Origin of the sequence: uncultured Fibrobacter sp. (genome assembly GCF_946062555.1) — a bacterium.
GTDB lineage: Bacteria > Fibrobacterota > Fibrobacteria > Fibrobacterales > Fibrobacteraceae > Fibrobacter.
Genome location: NZ_CAMGVQ010000002.1, coordinates 74,687 through 97,265, shown reverse-complemented (window position 1 = coordinate 97,265; position 22,579 = coordinate 74,687). Strand labels below are relative to the sequence as shown.

20 protein-coding genes and 1 tRNA gene are annotated in these 22,579 nt (G+C 52.3%); 8 read left to right on the top strand and 13 right to left on the bottom strand.

Annotated elements, in window-relative coordinates; all coding sequences use genetic code 11:
* Positions 1–85: 85 nt before the first annotated feature.
* Positions 86–760: a transcriptional repressor LexA gene (gene lexA / locus Q0P86_RS01000; protein WP_290993261.1), complete on the bottom strand. Its 675-nt coding sequence runs from the start codon at positions 758–760 to the stop codon at positions 86–88.
* 154 nt (positions 761–914) lie between these two features.
* On the opposite strand from lexA, the gene asd reads away from it, so the two are divergent.
* From asd to Q0P86_RS00980, 4 genes are all read left to right on the top strand, one after another.
* A complete protein-coding gene (gene asd / locus Q0P86_RS00995; protein ID WP_295036787.1) occupies positions 915–1,766 on the top strand; it encodes an archaetidylserine decarboxylase in 852 nt (283 codons plus the stop codon).
* A gap of 36 nt (positions 1,767–1,802) precedes the next feature.
* Positions 1,803–2,687: a hypothetical protein gene (locus Q0P86_RS00990; protein ID WP_291022609.1), complete on the top strand. Its 885-nt coding sequence runs from the start codon at positions 1,803–1,805 to the stop codon at positions 2,685–2,687.
* 85 nt (positions 2,688–2,772) lie between these two features.
* Positions 2,773–3,612 (top strand): hypothetical protein, encoded by an 840-nt coding sequence (locus tag Q0P86_RS00985; protein ID WP_294114495.1) that lies wholly within the window; start codon positions 2,773–2,775, stop codon positions 3,610–3,612.
* A gap of 141 nt (positions 3,613–3,753) precedes the next feature.
* Complete coding sequence (locus tag Q0P86_RS00980) at positions 3,754–4,086, top strand: GerW family sporulation protein (RefSeq protein WP_072978301.1); 333 nt, start codon at positions 3,754–3,756, stop codon at positions 4,084–4,086.
* Between the two features lie 404 nt (positions 4,087–4,490).
* Here Q0P86_RS00980 and serC read toward each other — a convergent pair whose 3' ends face one another.
* The 4 genes from serC to Q0P86_RS00960 all read right to left on the bottom strand — a co-directional run bounded on the left by serC (position 4,491) and on the right by Q0P86_RS00960 (position 7,898).
* On the bottom strand, positions 4,491–5,597 hold the full coding sequence (serC, locus tag Q0P86_RS00975) for a 3-phosphoserine/phosphohydroxythreonine transaminase (protein WP_295036783.1): 1,107 nt from the start codon (positions 5,595–5,597) through the stop codon (positions 4,491–4,493).
* Between the two features lie 278 nt (positions 5,598–5,875).
* Complete coding sequence (locus Q0P86_RS00970; protein ID WP_295036781.1) at positions 5,876–6,400, bottom strand: hypothetical protein; 525 nt, start codon at positions 6,398–6,400, stop codon at positions 5,876–5,878.
* A 202-nt stretch (positions 6,401–6,602) separates the two neighbouring features.
* Positions 6,603–7,490: a methylenetetrahydrofolate reductase [NAD(P)H] gene (gene metF, locus Q0P86_RS00965; RefSeq protein ID WP_290993240.1), complete on the bottom strand. Its 888-nt coding sequence runs from the start codon at positions 7,488–7,490 to the stop codon at positions 6,603–6,605.
* Positions 7,491–7,580: 90 nt separating this feature from the next.
* The gene (locus Q0P86_RS00960) at positions 7,581–7,898 is read right to left on the bottom strand and encodes a hypothetical protein (protein ID WP_290993237.1); all 318 of its coding nucleotides are present in this window, start codon (positions 7,896–7,898) and stop codon (positions 7,581–7,583) included.
* Between the two features lie 231 nt (positions 7,899–8,129).
* Here Q0P86_RS00960 and Q0P86_RS00955 point away from each other — a divergent pair, with 231 nt between their 5' ends.
* Both Q0P86_RS00955 and Q0P86_RS00950 read left to right on the top strand, forming a co-directional pair.
* A complete protein-coding gene (locus Q0P86_RS00955; RefSeq protein ID WP_295036779.1) occupies positions 8,130–9,053 on the top strand; it encodes a histidine kinase dimerization/phospho-acceptor domain-containing protein in 924 nt (307 codons plus the stop codon).
* Between the two features lie 89 nt (positions 9,054–9,142).
* Positions 9,143–9,216, top strand: a tRNA-Arg gene (locus Q0P86_RS00950).
* Positions 9,217–9,604: 388 nt separating this feature from the next.
* On the opposite strand, the gene groL is transcribed toward Q0P86_RS00950, so the two are convergent.
* From groL to Q0P86_RS00935, 3 genes are all read right to left on the bottom strand, one after another.
* A complete protein-coding gene (groL, locus tag Q0P86_RS00945; protein ID WP_291022620.1) occupies positions 9,605–11,239 on the bottom strand; it encodes a chaperonin GroEL in 1,635 nt (544 codons plus the stop codon).
* A gap of 123 nt (positions 11,240–11,362) precedes the next feature.
* Complete coding sequence (gene groES, locus Q0P86_RS00940) at positions 11,363–11,644, bottom strand: co-chaperone GroES (protein ID WP_290990948.1); 282 nt, start codon at positions 11,642–11,644, stop codon at positions 11,363–11,365.
* A 282-nt stretch (positions 11,645–11,926) separates the two neighbouring features.
* Entirely contained in the window at positions 11,927–13,012 is a 1,086-nt protein-coding gene (locus tag Q0P86_RS00935) for a hypothetical protein (RefSeq protein ID WP_290990945.1), read from the bottom strand.
* A gap of 101 nt (positions 13,013–13,113) precedes the next feature.
* On the opposite strand from Q0P86_RS00935, the gene Q0P86_RS00930 reads away from it, so the two are divergent.
* Complete coding sequence (locus tag Q0P86_RS00930) at positions 13,114–13,830, top strand: OmpA family protein (protein ID WP_072978598.1); 717 nt, start codon at positions 13,114–13,116, stop codon at positions 13,828–13,830.
* A 56-nt stretch (positions 13,831–13,886) separates the two neighbouring features.
* Here the strand turns inward: Q0P86_RS00930 and Q0P86_RS00925 are convergent, their stop codons facing one another.
* From Q0P86_RS00925 to Q0P86_RS00915, 3 genes are all read right to left on the bottom strand, one after another.
* Positions 13,887–14,720, bottom strand: coding sequence for a S1-like domain-containing RNA-binding protein (locus Q0P86_RS00925; protein WP_290990941.1), 834 nt, complete (start codon positions 14,718–14,720; stop codon positions 13,887–13,889).
* Between the two features lie 46 nt (positions 14,721–14,766).
* Entirely contained in the window at positions 14,767–17,313 is a 2,547-nt protein-coding gene (locus Q0P86_RS00920) for a DNA gyrase/topoisomerase IV subunit A (RefSeq protein ID WP_295036773.1), read from the bottom strand.
* Between the two features lie 150 nt (positions 17,314–17,463).
* Entirely contained in the window at positions 17,464–19,107 is a 1,644-nt protein-coding gene (locus Q0P86_RS00915) for a hypothetical protein (protein ID WP_295036771.1), read from the bottom strand.
* A gap of 173 nt (positions 19,108–19,280) precedes the next feature.
* On the opposite strand from Q0P86_RS00915, the gene Q0P86_RS00910 reads away from it, so the two are divergent.
* Complete coding sequence (locus Q0P86_RS00910) at positions 19,281–19,844, top strand: fibrobacter succinogenes major paralogous domain-containing protein (RefSeq protein ID WP_291022627.1); 564 nt, start codon at positions 19,281–19,283, stop codon at positions 19,842–19,844.
* Positions 19,845–19,857: 13 nt separating this feature from the next.
* Here Q0P86_RS00910 and Q0P86_RS00905 read toward each other — a convergent pair whose 3' ends face one another.
* Complete coding sequence (locus Q0P86_RS00905) at positions 19,858–21,249, bottom strand: GntR family transcriptional regulator (protein WP_295036768.1); 1,392 nt, start codon at positions 21,247–21,249, stop codon at positions 19,858–19,860.
* Positions 21,250–21,429: 180 nt separating this feature from the next.
* Positions 21,430–22,533, bottom strand: coding sequence for a glycoside hydrolase family 16 protein (locus Q0P86_RS00900; protein ID WP_295036765.1), 1,104 nt, complete (start codon positions 22,531–22,533; stop codon positions 21,430–21,432).
* Positions 22,534–22,579 lie beyond the last annotated feature (46 nt).

Genomic DNA, 22,579 nt, shown 5'->3' with positions numbered 1-22,579 from the left:
TAAATTAGCGTCGATACTGATTGACAGTATAGACGCACTGGTCGAACGGTGCGACAGATGAATCTCGTCTTGGCGAGATTGCCTGTTAGTTCACCTTGCGCATGACGCCGATTAGCTTTCCTGCGATAGTGAAGTCCTTGTCGTTCTTGACGATGATGGGACGGTAGCGCGGGTTTGCTGGGCGAAGTTCTACATGGTCTGCCAGGGGATGGTAGTACTTGACGGTGGCTTCGTTGTCAATTTGAGCAACGATGATTTCACCGCGTTCGGCAGTCTTTTGCTGACGAGCGAAGATGAGGTCTCCGTCAAAGATGCCGGCGTTGATCATAGAATCGCCCTTGACGCGGAGTGCGAATACATCCGAACGGCAGGCGAGGAAGTCGCGGTCAATCGTGACGGTGCCTTCGAGGTTCTGCACGGCAAGAATCGGCGTACCGGCGGCAACTCGGCCGACGATAGGAATTTCGATCGTGTTGCTCGGGGCTTCGGCGACATTTCCGCTTTTGTCGTTGTCGATAACTTCGATGCCGCGGCTGAGTCTGGGCGAACGGTTGATGTAGCCCTTCTTGATGAGGGCTGCAAGAATGGAACGCACGCCGTTTGTCGAAGAAATTTCAAAATGGTTGCCGATTTCGCGCACTGTGGGTGGCATACGGTTTTCCTTTGAATATTTCTTGATGTATTCAAGAATTTCTTCTTGACGGGAAGTCAATTCCTTGCGTTTGGAGTTTTCCAAACCGTCGAATTTTCCGTTGACCATATTTTACCTCGCTATTAACTTTCTATACACAAATATAATGCACAAAAGGGCATTTGTCAATATTTTCACTGCACAAAAGTGCTTTTTTTACAAAAAAATATGAAAAAGTTCCGGTGGCAGCAGCATGCCACGCTGAATTACTATCTTTCGTTTCATGAATACCGCATTTTATGTCTTTATGAAGTTGTTGCCGAAGAACGCGGTAAGCCGTGTATTCGGAGCCTTTACCCGTCTTCGCGTGCCGGTGCTTTCGAAGGTGGCACGCAATAAGTTTGCCGCCTACTACAAGCTGAATATGGAAGAGTCGGAATATCCGCTCGAACATTACGCAAACATCGGTGAACTTTTTATCCGCAGGCTCAAGCCGGGAATGCGCCCGATTGCTGATTCCGAAATTGTATCGCCGGTAGACGGCGTGCTTTCGCAGACGGCCGTTTTCGACGGCAAGCAGGAACTGATCCAGGCCAAGGGCAAAACCTACACGCTCAAGGACTTGCTCCGTGACGAAGACATGGCCGCCCGCTTTGAAGGAGGCGCATTCGCGACGATTTATCTGGCTCCGTTCAACTACCATCGCATTCACAGTCCGGCTGCGGGCGAAGTTATTGGCGCGAGTTATTGTCCGGGAACTCTCTGGCCGGTGAACGTCGGCAGTGTTGAACGCGTGGAAGGCCTGTTTTGCATCAACGAACGACTCACGAGCCATATACGCCTGGACGACGGTTCTGAAATGCTGGTGGTCAAGGTCGGAGCTACGAACGTGGGCCGCATCGGAGTCGCTTACACGGACGAGCTCCTTGTGAATGCGGGCAAACTCCCCAGGGACTGCAAGCGCTACGACTGGAAACCCTCGCAAGAAATCCGCGCGGAAAAGGGCGGCGAACTCGGCCGTTTTGAAATGGGCAGCACCGTGATTCTCGTGGTTGACAAGAAGATTCGCGAAAGAAATCCGGGGCTTTTCCAGAGCCGTGTCGGGACTGCCGTGAAGGTGGGCGAGGCGCTCTAATACAGTATCGAGGCGCATTGCCTTTAGGTATTTCCGGTGGTATCTGTTAAGCGTTTTATTCACGATGAGCCGGCGTTGTTCAAGGCGACGGCTGAATTCGTGCGCTTGTTTGCGCGAATCGATGACCTGGTTCTTGCCGTCGCAACTTGTGAAAAAAATATCAATGCGCGTATTGCCTGGACGCTTTTCGGAACGGCGCTTTTTCAAGACGTTAGCTACCCTGAGTTTGTGACGCTTTTGCGGACTCTGAACGAAAAATTCCCTGGCGAAAAACTCTGGACATTGCCGGTGCCGAAGGCGCAGGACATTGAGGACTGTGTAGAAACCGCTTTCGGTTGTCGCTCCTGGTCCATGTTTGAGAACGTGTCGGGAATTTTCTGGAGTGTAGGGCTCTTTGTGCGCCGTCACCTGGATTTGCAAGGCTGGCTTAAGTCTCGCACGCCCGAAGAAATCTGGCGCGATCTGGGTGAAATCTATTTTATGGGCAAGGGGAATCCGCGCCCGAAAGTTTGTGCCGCGATTTATCGATTGCTTGCTCCTGCTCCGGTGGGGCTTGGGCTTGACTGTATTGAATGTGAATCCGGGCATAATTCCGTGAAATGGCCTCCGTTGCCTTTGACGATGGGCGCTCGCCGCTATCTCTCGATTCTTGGGCCTGCGAGCGACGGCTTTGCGGATTTAGAGTCTTCGCAAAAGCAAACGCTGGCGATCGACATGTATGTGGCGCTTGTGCGGTATTTGATGGAACAGTCCGAGAATGCCGAAGTCAAAAAGTCGAAGGTCGACACCTTGACCGCCTATGTGGCTGCTCATAGTCTGCAGTTCTACTTGGAAGACGGTACGGATGATTTTATCTGTCGACAAGCTACAAACCGGTGTCGCAAATGTCCCTTGCGCAAATATTGCAACTACGCTATTTGATTCGGATTTCGGCATTCAGATTTCGGAGTTGTTTAGATTTGGAGACTTTTGAAATTTTGACTCTTTTTTTTTCTACATTTCACGTATGTTTTTCTCTTGTAAATCCTTGGGGCTTGTGCTTGCGGCGAGTATTGCGGCGCTTGTGACTGGCTGCCAGGAGAAAGATGAAATCCCAGTCGACTATTCCGCGATTGCGTACAAATTTTTGAAGCCTGTTTCCTTTGCACAAGATTCTTCGAAAAATTCAGAAATATCTTCGCTGGAATGTCGCTTTGATTACCGTTATGCGGTTATGCTTGGCGATACTTTGGACGTGACGGTGCTTGAGTTCGAAAGCGATGTGTATGCGCTCGACTATTACATGAATAGCGGACATTTTCAGGGCAGCGTTCCGATTCTGAGGGGTAACTTCCTGGAGCAGAGTTTCCGTGCCGACAAACATATCTTTATTTTCAGACACGACAGCTACCGCCGCTATGAACGAGCAGACCTTGAAAATTACGTCCGCAAGTTCCCTGGCTACCATGGCGGCTTCCCGCAGGCATTCCTGAGCTTGCCGTTTGAATTCCGTGAACAGGGACGTTCTTCGATTCAGACGAAGTTTTTCCTCGGCGTCAAGTCGAGCTTTCCGGTGCTGGTGCAAAGCTATCGTGACGGTAATTTGCGCTGGAATGTGGCTCGCAGCTGGGACCAGGTCGAATCGGATGCGTTCAGAGCCTGGGTTTCCGGCTTGAAGCACGTGGAACCGGTCGGCATCTTCCCTGCGAATGACTGCATTTACTTTGAGGCGGGTGAGGGCTCAAACGGAATTGCAAGCCGCCTGTCCGGTGGGCGAGTGGCTGTTGTCTGGGGCTATATGTCCTGGCCGGACTTGGAACGCACGTTCTTTACCGCCGGCGACCGCATTTACGAGGCGCGATATTAGCGGTTATGAGCTCGGCACGATGTGCCTTTGAGGAATGTGCTCGCCTTGCTTAGCATGGCTTTGAGGTGAGTTAGGCGCCATCGGCGCATTTTTCAATTCTGAAATCCGAAATCTGAATTCTGAATTTGTTATATTAGTGCTATGGCTATTGAAAAACTTGCAGAAACTCTTTTGGAAAAGCTCCGTTTCATCACCAAGGCTGAAACGGTTATCGGTAACCCCATTCAGGCCGGCGAATCGACCGTTGTGCCCGTGAGCCGCGTGTCAGTGGGTTTCGGTTTTGGTGGTCATCAGTCCAAGGGAGATACTTCTGCCTCTGGCGGTGGCGCCTCGGTGGAACCGGTCGCCTTCCTCGTCATCAAGGGCGACGACGTGCGCGTGATGCCTATTAGCAAGGACAGTTCGCTTGTTTCTAAAGTCATGGACATCGTGCCCGATGTCGTGAACAAGTTTAAGAAGACAGACTCTGAATAGTGCATTGCCGTGACCGTGACTTTATATTGCGGTCGACCTCTTTTATAAAAAATGATCTGTTTGAGTTGATCGTACCTATAAGTTGTCACTTTTGAGTGTCTTATAGGTACTCTTTTTATGTGCGAAGTAATGTGCGACCTATAAATGATGGTCGGCCGTTGTTTTATAGGTGTTTTTTTCTTGAATTTCGAGATTTTGTGTGGTTAATTTGTTTGTAAAATGCAAAAAAGTACCTATAAAATGTTGCTTGTGAAAATGTTTATAGGTACATCCTTATAATCTTTTTGTTTTATGTACCTATAAAGTCCTTTTTCCGTTTGACTTTATAGGTGGTTCTTGCCAAAATAAATGCCCCAGCATTGAGCTGAGGCTTTTTGAATGGTTTTGATAGGGCTTTGGGCTAATTAGCCGAGCACCTTCTTTTCGAAGTCGCCGAGGCAGTCAACGAGGGCCTGCACGCCTTCGACCGGCATCGCGTTGTAGATGGAAGCACGGAAGCCACCCACGGAGCGGTGACCCTTGAGCTGCTGGAGGCCGCGTTCCTTTGCGAATTCGAGGAATTCCTTGGCGAGGTCATCGGCCTTGTCGGCAGCGACCACGTCCTTGTTGAACACGAACGGAACGTTCATGATGGAACGGTCTTCCTTGGCAGCGGTACCGACGAAAACCTTGGAGTTGTCGAGGGCGCTGTAAAGGAGAGCAGCCTTGCTGCGGTTCACCTTTTCGATAGCTTCGACACCACCGAATTCCTTGAGCCACTTGAGGGTGCGGTTCATCACGTACACGGCGAATACCGGAGGAGTGTTGAACATGTTGGCAGCGTCGATGTGGGTCTGGAAGTTGAGCATCGTCGGGATGGTGCGGTTCACCTTGCCGAGGAGGCCCTTCTTGATGATGGTAACAGTCACGCCAGCGCAGCTGATGTTCTTCTGGGCGCCGCCATACACAACGCCGAAGTCGGACACGTTGATCTTGCGGGCGAGGAAGTCGGAGCTCACGTCAGCCATGAGGAAGCCGGACTTCGGCTTCGGGAAGTTGTGCCATTCGGTACCGTAGATGGTGTTGTTGGCAGTCACGTGGAGGTAGGTCGCGTTGTCGGAAAGCTTCAGGTTCTTGTCGATGCGGCTGTAGGTTTCGGACTTGGTGTCGCAAGCGGCGAGAGCGTTACCGAACTGCTTGGCTTCCTTGTAAGCCTTGTTTGCCCAAACGCCAGTCAGAGCGTAGTCTGCCGTAGCGTCCTGGTCCAAGAAGTTCATCGGGAGCATGCAGAACAGAAGGGAGCAACCACCACCGAGGAAAACGATGTCGTAGTCTTTAGGGATGCCCATCAATTCGCGGAGATACTGTTCCGTCTGGGCGAACATGTTTTCAATTGGCTTTGAACGGTGACTCATGGAGAGAATGCTGATACCGCTGTTTTCGAAGTCGATGCATGCAGCAGATGCTTCCTTGAGTGCCTGTTCGGGCAGGACAGACGGTCCTGCGCTAAAGTTATAGACTTTATTTGCCATGGTTGTGTTCCTTTTTGTTTTGCCCCGCATGGTTTACGGGACTCTTAAATTACGCGCGTAAAAATAGCAAAATACGGCTTTTTCGGCTACTGTTTTTTAGACGAGAGATGAGAGACGAAAGACGAGAGATAAAGAAAAAAGACGAGATTTCTCTCGTCTCTAGTCTGTAGCCGCGTAGCGGCGTTCTTTGACGCCTTTGGCGTCAGGTACTGCGGTTCGGTCATATCGGCAAACAGGTTTGCCGCTGCGACGCTCGCCTTGTAACCTACTCGTCTAACTTACACGCCGAGGGCTTCGATAGCCGCCTGGTACTTCTTGAGGCGGAACTTGGTCTTGAGTTCACGGCGTTCCTGGCGTTTGATGTACTTGTCTTCCAAAAGAACGTTCAGAATGGCGCTCTTGGCCTTGGCCATCAGCGGATCGTTCTTGAGGGTGCCCATGAAATTTACGAATTCCTTTTCGCGGGCTTCGTAATTCGCTTCTTCGGCGGGGACGCCTTCGGCCATCAGCTTGCAGCTGTATTCGTCGATCCAGCCCTGGTTCTTGTGGTATGTCATTTTCTGGATCTTTTCGACCATATCGGCCGGAACGCCCATGGCAATCACTTCTTCTGGGGTCTTCTTGGTAGAATCGGTAATCAAGTCCTGCAAAATGGCGAGTGTCTGAACCTCTTCGGATTCACCCCTGTTCTTCAAGAAGTCCGCGACGTTTTGGAGAAAATCGATATAGGGGCCGCCGGCCTTGTCTGTTTGGTTCTTGTGGACATCGGCGGCAATTTTGTAAGCTTCTGCGTAAGAGAGCATAATGATCCTTTTAAAAAATAAAACTATCGGTGCTAATCACACTATACCTTCAATATATATAAAGATTTCAAGAAAAAGTGTCACGTTTTTGTCTTATTTTTCAAAAAAAGGATTTTTTTCAAATATAGGGCAAAAAAAAAAGCCCCAGCAAGGCTGTTGGACCATTTTGCCGGGGAGTATTCCAAGTTGGAATAGGGAGTTTTTAGGCGAAGTTTTTGCCCAAAATGTCGGAGACGTTCTTCAGGATTCCTTCGGCAACGTCCGGCTTGTTCATGGAGTAAACATGTACGTTTGTGATGCCGTTGGCGTACAGGTCGATGATCTGGTCGCTGGCGTAAATGATACCGGCCTGCTTCATGGCTTCTGGATCGCTGCCGAACTTGTCCACAAGCGATTTAAAGCGCTGCGGCATAAAGGAACCGGAAAGCTTGATGGCGCGTTCCACCTGGTTCGCGTTCGTGATGGGCATAATGCCTGGGAGCACCGGGCAGTTCACGCCAGCATCGCGGAGCTTGTAAAGGAAACTGAAGAAGAGGTTGTTATCAAAAACCATCTGCGTCGTGAGAAAGTCGGCGCCGGCGTCGACCTTTTCCTTGAGGTGTTTGATGTCTTCGGCCTGGTTGGCGCTTTCGGGGTGCTTCTCGGGGTAGCAGGCGGCTCCGATGCAGAAGTCCGCGTCTGCGTCCTTGAGTTCACGGATGAGTTCCACGGCGTAGTGGTAATCGCAGTTGTCGCGACCGTTTGCAATCAGCTCCGGCGTGAGATCGCCACGGAGTGCCATCACGTTCTTGATGCCTGCGGCCCTCATATCTTCGATGCGCTGGCGGATGGTTTCCTTGCTGCTGGAAACGCAGGTGAGGTGGGCGAGCATCGGGATGCCGAACTTTTCCTTCAGGTTCTTTGCAATCTGGAGCGTGTACTGGCTCACGCCGCCACCGGCACCGTAAGTCACGCTCATAAAGGCGGGACCGAGAGCTGCAATCGATTCGGTGGCGGCCTTTACGTTATCGAAGCTTGTCTCTTTTTTAGGCGGGAAAACTTCGAACGAAAGGCTTATCTTGTCTTGCTTCAGAATGTCTACAATCTTCATAATTTCTCCGTGGGCGGGCGAACCGGCACCCTAAGTCTATGCAAATATGTTAATACGCGCATAAATATAGTAAAAATCTAAAAATAAAGTTTAATCCGCGCAAAGTTTGTCGAGTTCATCCTTCTTTTCGAGGATGGTATCAAGCCGGCTTTTGTAATCCATGTCGGTTTCCCTGCGCAACAATTCGGTGATTTCTGCAACCGGCGTATAAATCGGCGTGAGCGAGAGGTTCCCGAGAACACCCTTTAGCGCATGGGCAGCGTCGAAGGCTTTTTTGGTTGCGAGGCGAGTCGCCAGATTCGTGCCCTGCCCGACAAGGCGAAGGCTAGCGTTCCCATTATCGCCATGACTGCGAACGCCTTTGGCGATGACCTCAAGAAGTAGAAAGACTCCGGCATGAACGCTCACCTGGCAAAGCCCATCGATGTCGGCATGCTCACAGAAACGCTTGCGCAGTGGGTGCGGTAGCAGAACGCGGGAAGAAATTATGACTTATTCAATTATTGGCGTCCTGGCGACAATCCTTTTGCTCATCGGCAACCGCGATGTGTTGCGGAAGCAGCGCGAGTCGGAGTATTCGCGTACCCGCCTGTATTATCGCTGATTCTTGCTCGGAGTACTGCGTATTACATTACCGATATGCTGTGGGGCTTGCTGGACGAACAACGCCTGACTGGCCTACAGCTTGTAGATACTACTATCTATTTCGTTGCCATGATTGCGACGGTCGTGCTGTGGGCGCGCTACGTGGTGTCCTACCTGGACCGCAAGAATTTCTTTGAACGCTGGCTCTTGCGCACGGGGCAGGCGATTTTCTGGGTGTTCCTCGTCTTTATCGCGATCAACTTCTTCTATCCGGTGTTTTTCTGGTTCGATAACCAGAGCGAATATCACACCGCCTGCATGCGGCATGCTGCACTCGTGGCGCAAATCGCAATGTTCCTTTCTACATCGATTTATACTTTGTACACAACTGCGAAGACGCAGGGCGATATCCGCCAGCGGCACTTGGCTATCGGGCTTTTTGGTCTTGCCATGGTGGTGTTTCTCGGGGTTCAGGTGTTCTTCCCGCTGTGGCCCTTCTATGCGATGGGCTACATGCTCGGCATAAGCCTACTGCATAGTTTTGTGCTCGAGGATGAAACAGAGGAATACCGCCGCGAACTGGAGCGGAGCCGCGAGGCGCTCAAGGAAGCGCTTGATTCCGCCGAAAAGGCAAGTAAGACGAAGACGGTGTTTCTTTCCAACATGAGCCACGAAATCCGCACGCCCATGAACGCCATCATCGGACTCAACTGTATCGCCATGAACGATGCCGACCTTTCGCAGACAACGAGGGTGCTCTTGCAAAAAATCGGGACATCGGCGCAGCACATGTTGGGAGTCAATAACGATATCCTGGATATCAGCCGCATCGAATCGGGCGGCATGTCGCTCAAGAATGCGGAATTCTCGTTCGTGCAAGAACTCGAGCAGAACAGCCTGCAGGCGGGCCTGAACGCTCACCTGAGCAAACCCGTGGAACCCGACGTACTCTTTGAGACGCTCGAGGAATTGCTGTAACTGTAATGAACTTGTTTATATGGGAAATGCGGAATCATTGACGCACATCCTTTTTTTGACTATATTTGTGCAACCTTATAATGAGGTTCGCTCGCGTAGCTCAGTTGGATAGAGCAGCTGCCTTCTAAGCAGCGGGTCGTGGGTTCGACTCCCGCCGTGAGTATAAAAGACTCGGACACCAACGGTGTCCGGGTCTTTTAATTTTAAGGAAGTGCGAACCCGAAGGGTTCGACCTCTGCGTAAGGCGAGTATGCCCCACGGCGAATGTTGCAGGGCTGCTTGCAGACCTATAACTGAGCCGTTTGACAAGACGCGTAGCGTCAACGCAGTGACCGAGCTAGCTCGGGCTTTGCTGAGCCGTAGCAGAGGCTACAAAGCACGAAGTGCTTTGTGAGTCCCGCCGTGACGATGTCAAAGCCGAGTAGCCTCCCGCCGTGGAAGTTTCATTGCTGAAGTAACACAAGCGGTGCAGCCTCCCGCTTTTTTCCTAAAAAACGCCCGGTTCAAGGAACCGGACGTCCATAAGGAGACTGATTTTTTGAAGTATCAGATTACATCATGCCGCCCATGCCACCCATGCCCGGGTCCATGGCCGGAGCAGCCGGCTTGGGTTCCTTCTTCTCGGTGATCACGCAGTCAGTCGTGAGGATCATCGAGGCAATGGAGGATGCATTCTTGAGAGCCGTACGGGTCACCTTGGCCGGGTCAATCACGCCAGCCTTGATGAGGTCTTCGTAGGTGTCAGTCTTGGCATTGTAACCGAAGCTATCCTTGCCTTCCTTCACCTTGTTCACCACGACAGAGCCTTCGAGGCCAGCGTTCTGGACAATCTGGCGGAGAGGTTCTTCGATAGCGCGGCGGATGATTGCGGCACCAGTCTTCTGGTCGGCGTTGTCGAACTTGAGGGCGTCAATAGCCTTTTCGGCGCGGATGAGGGCTACACCACCACCCGGAACGATACCTTCTTCGACGGCAGCGCGGGTTGCGTGCATAGCGTCGTCGACGCGGTCCTTCTTTTCCTTCATTTCAACTTCGGTAGCAGCACCGACCTTGATCACTGCAACGCCACCGGCGAGCTTTGCCAGGCGTTCCTGGAGCTTTTCTCGGTCGTAGTCGCTGGTGGTAGCTTCGATCTGCTTCTTGATCTGGGCGATACGGCCCTTGATAGAAGCTGCGTCACCGGCACCTTCGACAATCGTGGTGTTGTCCTTCGTGATGGTGATGGACTTGGCCTGGCCGAGCACGGTCACCGGAGCGTCTTCGAGCTTGGCGCCAGTGTCTTCGGAAACCAGCATACCGCCAGTGAGGATAGCGATGTCTTCAAGCATTGCCTTACGACGGTCGCCGAAGCCCGGAGCCTTGACGGCAGCGACCTTCAGGGTGCCGCGCATCTTGTTCACGACAAGCGTCGCGAGAGCTTCGCCATCGACGTCTTCGGCGATGATGAGGAGGGACTTGCCCTGCTTTGCCACGTGTTCGAGCATCGGCAGCAAATCCTTCATGGTAGAAATCTTCTTGTCGTACAGCAGGATGTACGGATTTTCGAGGGCCACTTCCATGCTGTCGGTGTTAGTGACAAAGTACGGAGAGAGGTAGCCGCGGTCAAACTGCATACCTTCGACAACGTCGAGGATGGTTTCGGCAGTCTTGGATTCTTCGATGGTAATCACACCGTCGTTACCGACCTTTTCCATAGCGTTGGCGAGGAGTTCACCGATTTCGGGGTCGTTGTTGGCAGAAATCGTGGCGACCTGGGCAATGTGTTCCTTGCCGTTGATCTTCACGGCCATCTTGCCGATTTCTTCGATGACGGCGTCAACTGCAGCGTCCATACCGCGCTTGATGTCCATCGGGTTTGCGCCGGCGGCCACGTTCTTCAGGCCTTCGCGAGTAATAGCCTGTGCAAGCACAGTAGCGGTGGTGGTGCCGTCACCAGCAGCGTCAGAAGTCTTGTTGGCGACTTCCTTGGCCATTTGGGCGCCGAGATTTTCGTAGGCGTCTTCGAGTTCCACTTCCTTGGCGACGGACACGCCGTCCTTGGTTACATTCGGGGCTCCAAAGGCCTTTGCGATCATCACGTTGCGGCCCTTAGGACCGAGGGTAACCTTAACTGCGTTGGCGAGTTTGTCGACACCCTTCATCAGGGATTCGCGAGCTGCTACATCAAACTTAAGTTGCTTTGCCATTGTTGTTGTTCCTTTTTTAAAATTTTGAAAGAGTGGTTAGTGATTTGTGGTTGGTGGTTAGTTTTTATAATCGCGACGAAGCCGCCTAACTTAACCTGTTTACTGCCTACTGTCTACTAACCACTACAGAGTTGCGAAAATGTCGGATTCCTTGACAATCAGGTAGTTTTCGCCATCGACGGAGACTTCCGTTCCGCTGTACTTGCCGTAAAGTACCACGTCGCCGACCTTGACTTCCATGGGGACGATTTCGCCCTTGTCGTTCTTGCGGCCCGGGCCCACTGCCACGACCTTACCCTGCATGGGCTTTTCCTTGGCGTTGTCCGGGATAAAGAGACCCGAAGAGGTCTTCTGTTCGGCTTCTGCCGGCTTGACGACGATTCGATCTGCAAGAGGCTTAATCATTTTCTTTTTCCTTTTTTACGGGTGGATTCGCACCCAATGTTTGAACTGTTTTGCCCAAATTGGTAGTCCAACTTGGACTATTTATTTTGTTTCGCCCATTATCAAGCAATTTCCGTGCCAAGAAAAGTTGCTGGCCTGGGCGGGTAAAAAAAACGTTGAAATTCTACTAAAACCGCAATATTTTAAGCCTAAATGCCTCCCTGCGGGGTAAAAAAGAAAAAGGAATGTTCCTTTTTGAAACACTCCTTTTAAAGCACAACCGTTTGTTTAAATTTGAAACAATTACTTGATCGTGCTAGTCAGGCGGAGGGCGAGACCCACGTCGCTCATTTCGTTTTCGCTGTAGACACTGAGCTGGATCTTGGACTTGCCGATGCTCTTGACATAGGCGACGGTCCATGCCCAGTCGTCGTAAGTGTGGTTCGGCACGGCATAAAGGTTGTCGCGCTTGTTGATATATTCCCATTCGACCATGAGGTGGCTCATCAGGGTGTTCAGGATGCCTTCGCTCGGGGCGAAATCAAGACCCAGGTAGAAGGGCTGGTAATAGATGCCCGGCTGGAAGTACTTGGATTCGGGGGCGATGTAGTTGTCCACTTCGGTGTTGATGTCGTCGTCCTGCGTGTAGATGCAGGCGTATTCACCATAGGCGCGGAGAATGGGGAAGAGGTTGAAGCTGGCGTAGGCGGCCACGCGGTGGGTCACATAGGCGGTGTTCTGTACCACGTCGACGAGGTTGGAACGGTAGGCGACCTTGACTTCCAGCGGGAAGGTGAACTTCATGTCGTCTTCGATACGGATGTAGCCCTGGTTGGCGGTGCCGTTCTTGGCGGCAACCATGGCGTTCAGCTGGTTGAGGCCGCTCTTCCAGCCGAGTTCAACGGCGTTGTGGCTATAATCGCGCATCCAGAGACCGCGCTTGGTGAGATCCTTGTCTACATAGGTACCGAAGTTGGTGGACTGCGACCAGTCAGTTTTCCAGCGACCGATTTTGAGGTTGACCTGGTCGGCTGCGCCGAGGGCCCACTTGTAGTTTACCCAGTAGAGGTCGGCGAGAATCTTGTCCTGTGCGGACTTGGTGGTCTTGGTCTTGCCGTCGGCATCGGTAGATACGTCGGTCACGTTCTTGTTGCCGAATTCAGGAGCAAAAATGCGGAGCATGATGGTTCCGTCCAGGTTGTCGCTCTTGTACTGGCCACCGATGTTGGCGCGGATCCAGCCGCTGCTGAAGTTGTTGTCTTCGTCGGCGATGGACTTGGTGACTTGAGTCTGTACGTTGCCCTTGAGGGTCATGTTGTCGACGACGTCGGCTGCGAAGGCGGAAACGCCCATGGCGAGAGCGGCCGCTGCGATTTTCCTGAAGTTCATGAATACTCCTTAGAAGTTTAATTTCGGTTCCAAATTTAGAATATGCGATGTGTTTTGCAAGGAATTTTTTTATTTTTGGCGCGTTTTTAAAGGGAGTGTTTATGAACCGTTTCGGATATGCCGCTTTGTTTGTCGTTATGTTGGCGTTCGGCCAGCCGCTGTGCGCCCGTGATCTGGAGCCGAATAAGACGCACGCCGTGTTGACCGTGACTTTTACCAATGAAGAGGATGTTCCGCAGGCGAAAAAGAAACTGATGTTCGTTGGACAAAATGATCCGAAGAAAAAAATTACGGTGACCACCGATAGCGAGGGAGAAGTGACCTTCCATATCCCGCGCGAAGATTCCTACACGATTTTTTGTGAAAGCCTGACTGGATATTTTGAATGTGGCAACACGCCGTATGTCTCGACGACGGCGAGTACGGGCGGAATTACGGTGACTTTTGACGATACCCGCGTGGAACTGACCGGCGTGACCTTCAAGGCGGGGAGTGCTGAACTAGAGCCGAATTCGCTTGCGACTCTCGACGCGGCAATCGCGGGGCTGAAGAGAAATCCGAAGGCCAGGATTGAAATCCAGGGACATACCAGTTCCGAAGGCGACGACGAGATGAACCAGAGGCTGTCGGAGGCGCGTGCGTATGCCGTGCTGCAGTACATGAAGGAAAACGGCATTGACTGGGGGCGTCTATCGGCAAGCGGTTACGGTTCTTCGCAACCACGCGCGACGAACAGCACCGAGGAAGGCCGCAAGAAAAACCGCCGCATCGAGCTTCGCGTCTTGAACGAAGACGAAGTTCCGGTGGAGTATAAATAGAACTTAGAGCTTAGAGCTTAGAACTTAGAGCCTAGAAAAAAACTAGGTTCTACCAACTAACATTTGCGGAAACCGTCGTCGCCGAGGACGATTTTACCTTCGCGGAAGAGCGTGCCCAGAATTTTCTTGAAAGTCTTCTTGGACATATTGAATTCGCGGCGAATCTCTTCGGGATCGCTGTGGTCCCCGTAGGGGAGGAATCCACCCGCTTCTTCGAGTTTCTTGAGGATAGCGGCGGGACTTTCGCTCTTCATGATGCCCTTGTAGCCTACAGGCGTGAGGTTCAGCGTAATCTTACCGTCTTCGGTGAATCGCTGGATGTAACCGGACATCGTGTCGCCAATGTAGATGCGCGGCGTGTTCGGCGTGACCATGAGGCGACCCGTGTAGCGGTAATCGACGAGGAAGTCGATGTGGTCGCGGGTGACCTCGTAGGCGGCGAGCTGCACATGCTGCCCCAGGTGAAGTTCCGAGGTGTTCGTATCGAGGAAGCTCTTGATTTTTTCGGTTGCGACGATGCGGTTGCTCTTGTCGTCTTCGAGGATGTAGACAACGCAGCGGTCTCCACGACGGAGCTCGCCGAGTTGCTGTTTGAACGGCAGGAACAGATCCTTGTTGAGGCCCCAGTCCAAGAAGGCGCCGTAGCGGTTCACGTCCTTGACCTCGAGGACTGCGAATTCACCGACGGTCGCGTAGGGCTTGTCGAGGGTCGCGATGGGGCGGTCTTCGGAATCCATGTAGACGAATACATCGAGAACTTCACCCTCCTCGAGTGAGAATTCTTCCCGTTTGCCGGGGAGCAGCACGCGCCCGCCTGTTTCAAGTTCCAGGTAGTAGCCCTGCGGCATGATTTCTTCGACGCGGGCGCGGTTGTATTTGCCTAATTCCATTTGGACCTTCCGTTCAATTTTAATTTGTATAAAGTTCTATAGTCCGTTAGCCAAAGAGTTCCGGATCGGATTCGTCGGAGCTTTCGTCTTCGCTGGATCCGTCGTCGAAACTGTCGGGCGGAGTGATTCGGGTAGCGCGCTTCACCTTCTTCGCGGTGAACTTGCTGCCCAGAGCCTTGTAGCCCTTGACTTCGGCGACTTCGGTGAGGTCCAGTTCTTCCTTCTGGACTTCGCGGCCTACCTGGTATTCCATGAGTTCGCGGGCGTCATCGGTGGCGAAGAATTCAATCATCTGCGTGTCCTTGTGGTCAGACACGAGGCTGAATTCCGTGGTCATGGGGCAGCCTTCCAAGTTGAATCGCTTCACCATGTAGTTGAAGTTGCCACCTTCGAAGTAGAGAATCGTGAAGACCTGTTCCGGATTGAACTTATGGATGTACTTGACACCGGTACCCACGAGAATCGGATCGGCCATATCGTGCACGCGGGCCGTACCGTTTTCCTTGACGATGAGAATCTTGTCCTTTTCGCCGAATTCGCCGATGCGGTCGCCCTTCTTCTGGGTGCTGATGATGCCGGCGAGGGCGTCAAAGTAGAGAACGCGGGCGCCCAAGGTGCTCACACCCTTGCGGACGCGCTTGATGCTCTTGACCGGGTACTTGGTCACAATGTTACCCATGGCGCCGCGGCCCTTCACGTCGATGGTGCTGAAATCCACCTCGAAGTTGAGCTTGGTGCGCGGACGCGGCTTGAGCGTGACTTCCACGACTTCGGCTTCGCCGTTCAGGTTGCTGGACATGTAAAGAATCTTGCTGCCCGGCTTGCCCTTACCCATAAAGTAATCCTTGTCGCGGGTAACGCCACCCACGTTGAATCGCTTGATGTAGTAGGCCCCGTCCTTGCCGTCCTGGTGAATCACGTTGTAAATGTGGCGGTCGTCGTCCTTCTTGAACTTTTCGACGAGTAAGATGTTCTTGCCCACAAAGTCCTTGTCGCTGACCTTGACGACCTTGAAGCTGCCGTCGGCCTTGAATACGATCAGGTCGTCGTATTCGGACACGTCGAAGAGGTATTCTTCCTTCTTCATGCCGGTGCCGAGGAAGCCTTCCTTGCGGTTTACATAAAGTTTCTGGTTTGCAAGAGCCACGTGCACGGCTTCCACCTTGCCAAATTCCGCAATCTGCGTGCGGCGTTCCTTGCCTTCGCCGTACTTCTTCAAGATGTTCTTGAAGTGCTCGATGGTGTATTCGGTGATGTGTTCCTGATTGTACTTGCAGGTGGCGATGCTTTCTTCGAGTTCGCGCAAAAGCTGGTCGGCCTTTTCACGGTCGTAATAGCTGGTGCGGCGGATCGGAATTTCGATGAGCTTGCCGATTTCTTCGTCCGTGATTTCCTTGCGGTGCAGACGCTTGACGTAGGGCATAAGGCCTTCGCGCACGAAGTTGATAATCTGCTCGCGGTCCTTCGCCTTCTTGATGACCTCGTAAACACCCTTTTCGATGAAGATTTTTTCGAGGGTGGTCATGTGCCATTTGTCTTCGAGGTGTTTGAGTTCGTTGGCGAGTTCCCATTCCAGGAGCTTGACCGTGTGCTCCGTGTTCATGCGCAGAATGTCGGAGACGCCGAGGAATTTCGGGTGCTTGTCGACGATCACGCAGGTGCAGGGCGAAATGGATTTTTCGCAGTCGGTAAAGGTGTAGAGGGCATCGATGGCGACCTGCGGGTCGGTGCCCGGCTGCAGGTGCACGAGGATTTCGACTTCTTTACTGGTGTTGTCGTCCACGTGCTTGATCTTGATTTTACCCTTGTCGTTAGCCTTCACGATGCTTTCGATCAGGCTTACGGTAGTGGTGCCGTAGGGAATTTCGCGGATGGCGAGTGTCTTGTTGTCGACCTTTTCAATCTTCGCGCGCACGCGGATCTTTCCACCGCGCTGGCCGTCGTTGTAGTCGCTCACATCGATGATGCCGCCGGTAAAGAAATCCGGATAGAGCGTAAATTTTTTTCCCTTGAGGATAGCGATGCTTGCTTCGCAGAGTTCGCGGAAGTTGTGGGGGAGGATCGAGGTCGAAAGACCCACGGCAATGCCGTCCACACCTTGTGCCAAGAGCAGCGGGAACTTGACCGGGAGTGTCACCGGTTCCTGGCTGCGACCGTCGTAGCTCGGGATCCATTCGGTCGTTTCAGGGTTGAATACGACATCGATTGCGAACGGCGTGAGTCGGCCTTCGATGTAACGTGGGGCTGCGGCGCGGTCGCCCGTGAAGGGGTTACCCCAGTTGCCCTGGGTGTCAATCAGCAAATTCTTTTGACCGAGGCCCACGAGGGCATCGCCAATGGAGGCGTCTCCGTGCGGATGGTAGGCCATGGTTCGACCGACGATGGTGGCCACCTTCTGGTAGCGGCCGTCGTGGTTTTCGAAAAGGGAATGCAGAATGCGGCGCTGCACCGGCTTAAGTCCGTCCTCGTAGTAAGGAACGGCGCGGTCCAAAATCACATAGCTCGCGTAGTCCAGGAACCACCCGTCGTAGAGTTTTTCAAGGTGGTTCACGTTCGAAAGTCCAAGGGTCGAATCTTTAATTTCTTCGCTCATATTCAAAAAATGCGTTTTAAGGCTTAAATTTCAACGTACGGACACAATGTAGTAAAAAATCTCGTCAAAAAAATGACACTACTGCACAAAGGTGCAAAAAAATCCCCCGGCCGAGCCGGAGGATTTGGTCTTAAGCTTGTATCGTTTCGATTAGAAGCTGAATACGGTTTCGACACCGAAGTAGAGGTTCAGGTCTTCGCCGTAATCCTTGGTGCTTACGAATGCTTCGTGACCGTCCTTTTCCCAGTCGTCCCCCATGGGGAGGATCGCCATGGCGAAGCCCGTGACGTCAAGACCGTCGACCGGAGAGAAGTAGATACGGGTACCGAAGTTGAGTGTACCGAGGTCGGTGTCATCTTCAAGAGAGTTTGTATGCAGTTCGCCGAGGAGGCCGATGGTAACGGCGTCTGTCAGCTTGATGTCGCCTTCACCGTAGGCAAACATGTATTCGGGAAGTTCGTTATCGTGAACGGTCGGAGTCTTGTCATCAAGCAGGGCGTAGAAGAAACCGCCCTTGATGTTCACATTGGAAACCTTGAAGGTCGGTTCTGCCAAGAAGGCGTGCGTGGCCTTCGGGTCGTCTTCGGTCAGACGGTCGGCATGCAAGCCGTAAACGGCGTGGATAGCGAACGGACCAAATTCAAGAGCTGCTTCCAAACCGGCGTGCAGTTCGTTGGCCTTGGCTTCCTGCCAGCTCTTGTAGTGTGCGAACGGACGCAGTGACTGACCTGCATAGTCGAACTGGTAAGCGACATGAGCGTCGTAGCTCTTGCCCATGCTAGCATAGCAGTTGGGAATCGGATTGCCTTTTTCGTCAACGGCATCGACGCAGACGGTGAGGATGTCATTGTTGCCACGACCAAAGCCCAAGCCGAGCTGCAGACCGTAGAGGTTGAGTTCAAGACCGCGAATGTCGTGTTCCTTCATACCGGCGGCATAGTCTGCGGGGTCATTGTAGTCGTAGTAGTTGAATGCGCCTTCCGCATGGGTCAGGTCACCGAACTTGAAAACCGCGTTTTCGCTATGCTGGTATTGGACAAATGCTCCGTTGTAATGGACACCCGGGGCTTCGTTGTCGGCATCGGCTTCGAGTTCTACGAAGGCAGACCAATTTTCGTTGAACTTGACATCAAAGTCCACGTCAACAGTTGACCAGTAGTCGTGGGTCAGTTCCTTCTTGTCGTCATTTTTCCAGTGGCCGTAAGCGTCAAATTCGGCCTGGCCGGAAATCTTGAATTCCATGGCCTTCTTCGCTGCAGGGGCTTCATCTGCCTTGGTGATGTTCAGACGGTCAACAAGTGAACCTTCGTTGCCTTCGGCCTTCTTAGCTTCTTCTGCTTTCTTAGCTTCTTCTGCTTTCTTAGCTTCTTCAGCCTTCTTGGCTTCTTCTGCCTTCTTGGCTTCTTCTGCTTTCTTAGCCTCTTCAGCCTTCTTGGCATCTTCTGCAGCCTTTGCTTCTTCGGCCTTCTTGGCTTCTTCTGCAGCCTTTGCTTCTTCGGCCTTCTTGGCTTCTTCTGCTTTCTTAGCCTCTTCAGCCTTCTTGGCTTCTTCTGCAGCCTTTGCTTCTTCGGCCTTCTTGGCTTCTTCGGCGGCTACGGCCTGCTGGTCTGCGGCCGGTGCGGCGCTCTGTGCTGCAGGAGCGGCGGCGGGTTGGGCTGCGTCAGCCTTGGGGGCTTCGGCTGCGGGTTGTGCAGCGGGTGCGGCAGCCGGGGCTGCATTTGCAGGAGCAGCCTGGGCAAGGGCGCTGGCGGCGGCAAGGCCGAGCACGATTGCGGAAAGTTTCATGGATTTCATTTTTACTCCTTTGGGCGGATTGGTTTATAATTCGTGCAAAATATAGTTAGTTCTTTCTCTTTTGGTGAAAAAAGTTTACAAAAAGCTTTTTTCAAATTCTGTTTTTGCGTATTTGTACTAAAAAAAAGCGTTTTTTGAGGGTGGAAAGGCTTCTTTTTATGTATTTTCGGGGTATGAAACTAGCTTTATCTTTTATTGTCTTATTCGTTGCGTTAGCCGTAGCTCTTCCGCAGACGGGAGTGTTTGTTGATAATCGTGACGGTCACAAGTATCGTACGGTAGTCATTGGCTCCAAGACCTGGATGGCTGAAAATCTGGATTACAAGACGGACGAATCGGAATGTTACGACGACAAAGCTGAAAACTGCAAAAAATACGGCCGTTTATATACTTTCGAGGCTGCACGCAAGGCTTGTCCAGTTGGTTGGCATTTGCCCGAAAACGATGAATGGATCCGCTTCAAAAACTTTATTGAAAATAGCGACGGCAAGGAGGCTGCATGGGTAAGCCTGAAATCGCGCGACAAGTGGGACGGTTCTGACCGTTACGGCTTTGATGTCATTCCGGCAGGGCGTGCAACAGATGAATTTGTCGGCTTAGGGGAGTCGGCGCATTTTTGGAGTTCAACAGATGAAGATGGAGATGCCTACGGTTGGCACCTGATGCCTCCAGGTGATTTCGCTCGTGACATAGATCCCGCCACGAATATGTATTCCGTGCGCTGTTTAAGAAACTGATTTGCGGAAAAAATTATTTCTCCACCACGTTCCCGAGGATGTGGTGGATTTTTTTGATGCCGTCGAATGCCGAGGGGTTGCTGATGTAGTAGAAGATTTGTTCTACGAGCGCGTCGGTGTTGAAATCGTAAGAGGGAATGCGCAGCAGGTAGCTTTCCATGGAGTTGTCGAAGGCGATATAGGTGGGCCCGAGGTTTGGCTGCGGGATTTCCATATTGTTCTCTTCGGCCATTTCCATGAAGATTCCTGCGACCTCGTCGTTCACGCAAATCCAGGGCATGTTGTTGCCGTTTGTCGCCTGGAATTCTAGTGCGCGTTCGGCAAGCGTCTTGAGCTTGTCCTTTTCGAGGCTGCGCGCCATGATTTCCACAGAGAGTTTTTCGACTTTCTTGCGGGCGATTTCTTTGTAATCCCAGGGGCTTGCGAATTCGGCGTCCACGTAGGGGTGCACCACGAGCCCCGATTCTTCGAGGCCGGTCAAGCGGTCCTTGGACCAGGAGCTATTGTGGTACGGAGAAAAATAACCGACTTCGGTGACTCCGAGGCCCAGCAGGTATCGGCCGATTTCTTTGCCGGGGGTCTTGCCGAAGGTGGAGTTGAAAAATATCCAGTTGTCCTTGCGCAAAAAGCTCCTGGGCACGGCGTCAATGGGGTGCTCCCACCATACGGCTACGGGGAACTTGGCCTCGGCAAAAAATGTCAGGAGCGGCCTGAAGTTCTGCACCAAAAGTGTCGAAAGCACAGCTCCCACGGCATTCGGATGTTCCGAAAGTTTGCAGGGCTTGCCGCTGCGGTCAATGAGCTTGCCCGTGGCATCGTTGATGCCGAACAGAGTCAGCTTGTAATGGTTTTTACCCGCAGTCTTGTAAATCAGTCGCAAAAAGTCCAGTTCGCGTTCACTTTCGGCGCTGAATCCGCCCCAGCTGTTGCAGCGTGTGACAAAGATGAGCTCGCTGAGGGGAGCGTCGTCTTTCTGCTGCTGTTTGCGGTAAAAGACATACTGGCGACCTTCTTTTTTCAAAATACCCAGAGTCACCTTTTCTTCTAGGAATTTGCGGAGCGTGCCTTGTGACACGTTATAGCGGGCCGAAAGTTCCTTGGAAAGCGGAAGCGGCTGCGAAGGCTTCAGGTAGCCTTGCGCAAAGTCGCGTTCGAAAGCCTTGGCGAGTTTTTCGGAGACCGTCTCGTGAATGTAGGGAACCTTGCTCCGCAGGGGAGACGTGCCCCAGAAGCAGCCCTTTCCTTGAATCTTGCAAATTTTTCCGGCGGATTCCAGCTCGGCAAGCGCCGCCTGCACCGTGCCCGACGAAGCTCCAAAACTCTTGATCATAGAACGCACTGACGGGAGCCTATCGCCCTCGGCGAGGTTCATGTCGAGCAAAGCCTTAATAATCCGCTGTTTCATACCTAAATATTAATAAAAAGTCGTGAGCCACAAAGCCCCAAGCGTTAAGCAGGGGCTGTGGCGAGAGCGCGAGCCAATGGGAAGAACCGACTTATTAGCAGCACGCGCGGTTTGTAAACAAATGACCCGCACAGGGGAGGTTCCTATGCGGGCCGGGGTTGTTTGGGGTTGGTTGATTTTCTAGAAGTTGAAGTCTACCTGGTAGTTGGCCTTGTTATTCGGGTTCACGCGAGCGCCCTTGGCGTTGACCGTTCCGCGGATTTCCTTGTTCTGGAGCTTCACGCGGGTCGGGAGGATGCTGGTCGGATCGGCAGAAGAACTCGATGACACGAACGGATTGTTTTCCTGACTGCTGGAACTCGGCGGGTTAAATTGTTCGCTGCTAGAAGACTGCTGCGAAGATCCGTTGAGCATGGCGTCCCCTTCGGGATCTTGAGGGACCTGGCCATTGAAACTTTCCTGGCCTTTCTTGGTCAAGGCGATGATGACCATGCCGTCTTTTGCATAGATGTTGTTCGGGCTGATGTCGACTCGGTTGCCATCAAAAGTCCAATCGCCCTTGCTCCAGCGGTTTGCGTCGAATGTCTTGAAATCGTCCGTCCATTGAAGTTTGAAGTCGCTTCCGTTGTCGCCCTGTCCCGGCTTGTATTCATAAACCTTGACCCAGTTGATGAACTGGTAAACGGGGAGAATGTTGTCGTTCCATGCACCAACCCATCTGGCATCTTCATGAGACCAGAGGTTGAAACGGAGACCCTGCGGTTTTTTGCCGAGGTCTTGAACCTGACTGCAGTAGCTCTGTTGTTGGCCTCCGTTTTCGGTTTTACAACCGCTTTCCTGTCCCTTGACAGTCTTGCGAACGACTTGGCCGTCAAGAGTCCATGCAACATAATCGGGAGTCCATTCCATGCCATAAGTGTGGAAGGACTGGTTCGATGCCGGATTTATGGCGTGGTGTTTTTCACTTGTAATCTTGCGGTTGGGTTGTCCATCACCGGGACCGTAACCCGTAATGATGTTCGACTGGAAGCTGCTTGGGTTCTTGCCCAAAATTTCGATATCCACTTCGACCCAGGGTTCATTGCCACCCAGGTAGGAATCGTTGTGGTAGAGGAACATGGAGCTTACCGTACCAGAGCCGGCGGCCATTTGCATACGGGCTTCAAACTTACCGTACATCCAAGTTTCGTTGGTATAGAGTTCTGCCCCGGAATAAGCTTTGTCTTGAGCCATGGTTGCTACCGCCGCGATTGCGAGTACGGAAAGAGTCGTTTTAAGATGCATTATGCCTCCAATTAACACATCCACATTCACCGATAATGAATTTATA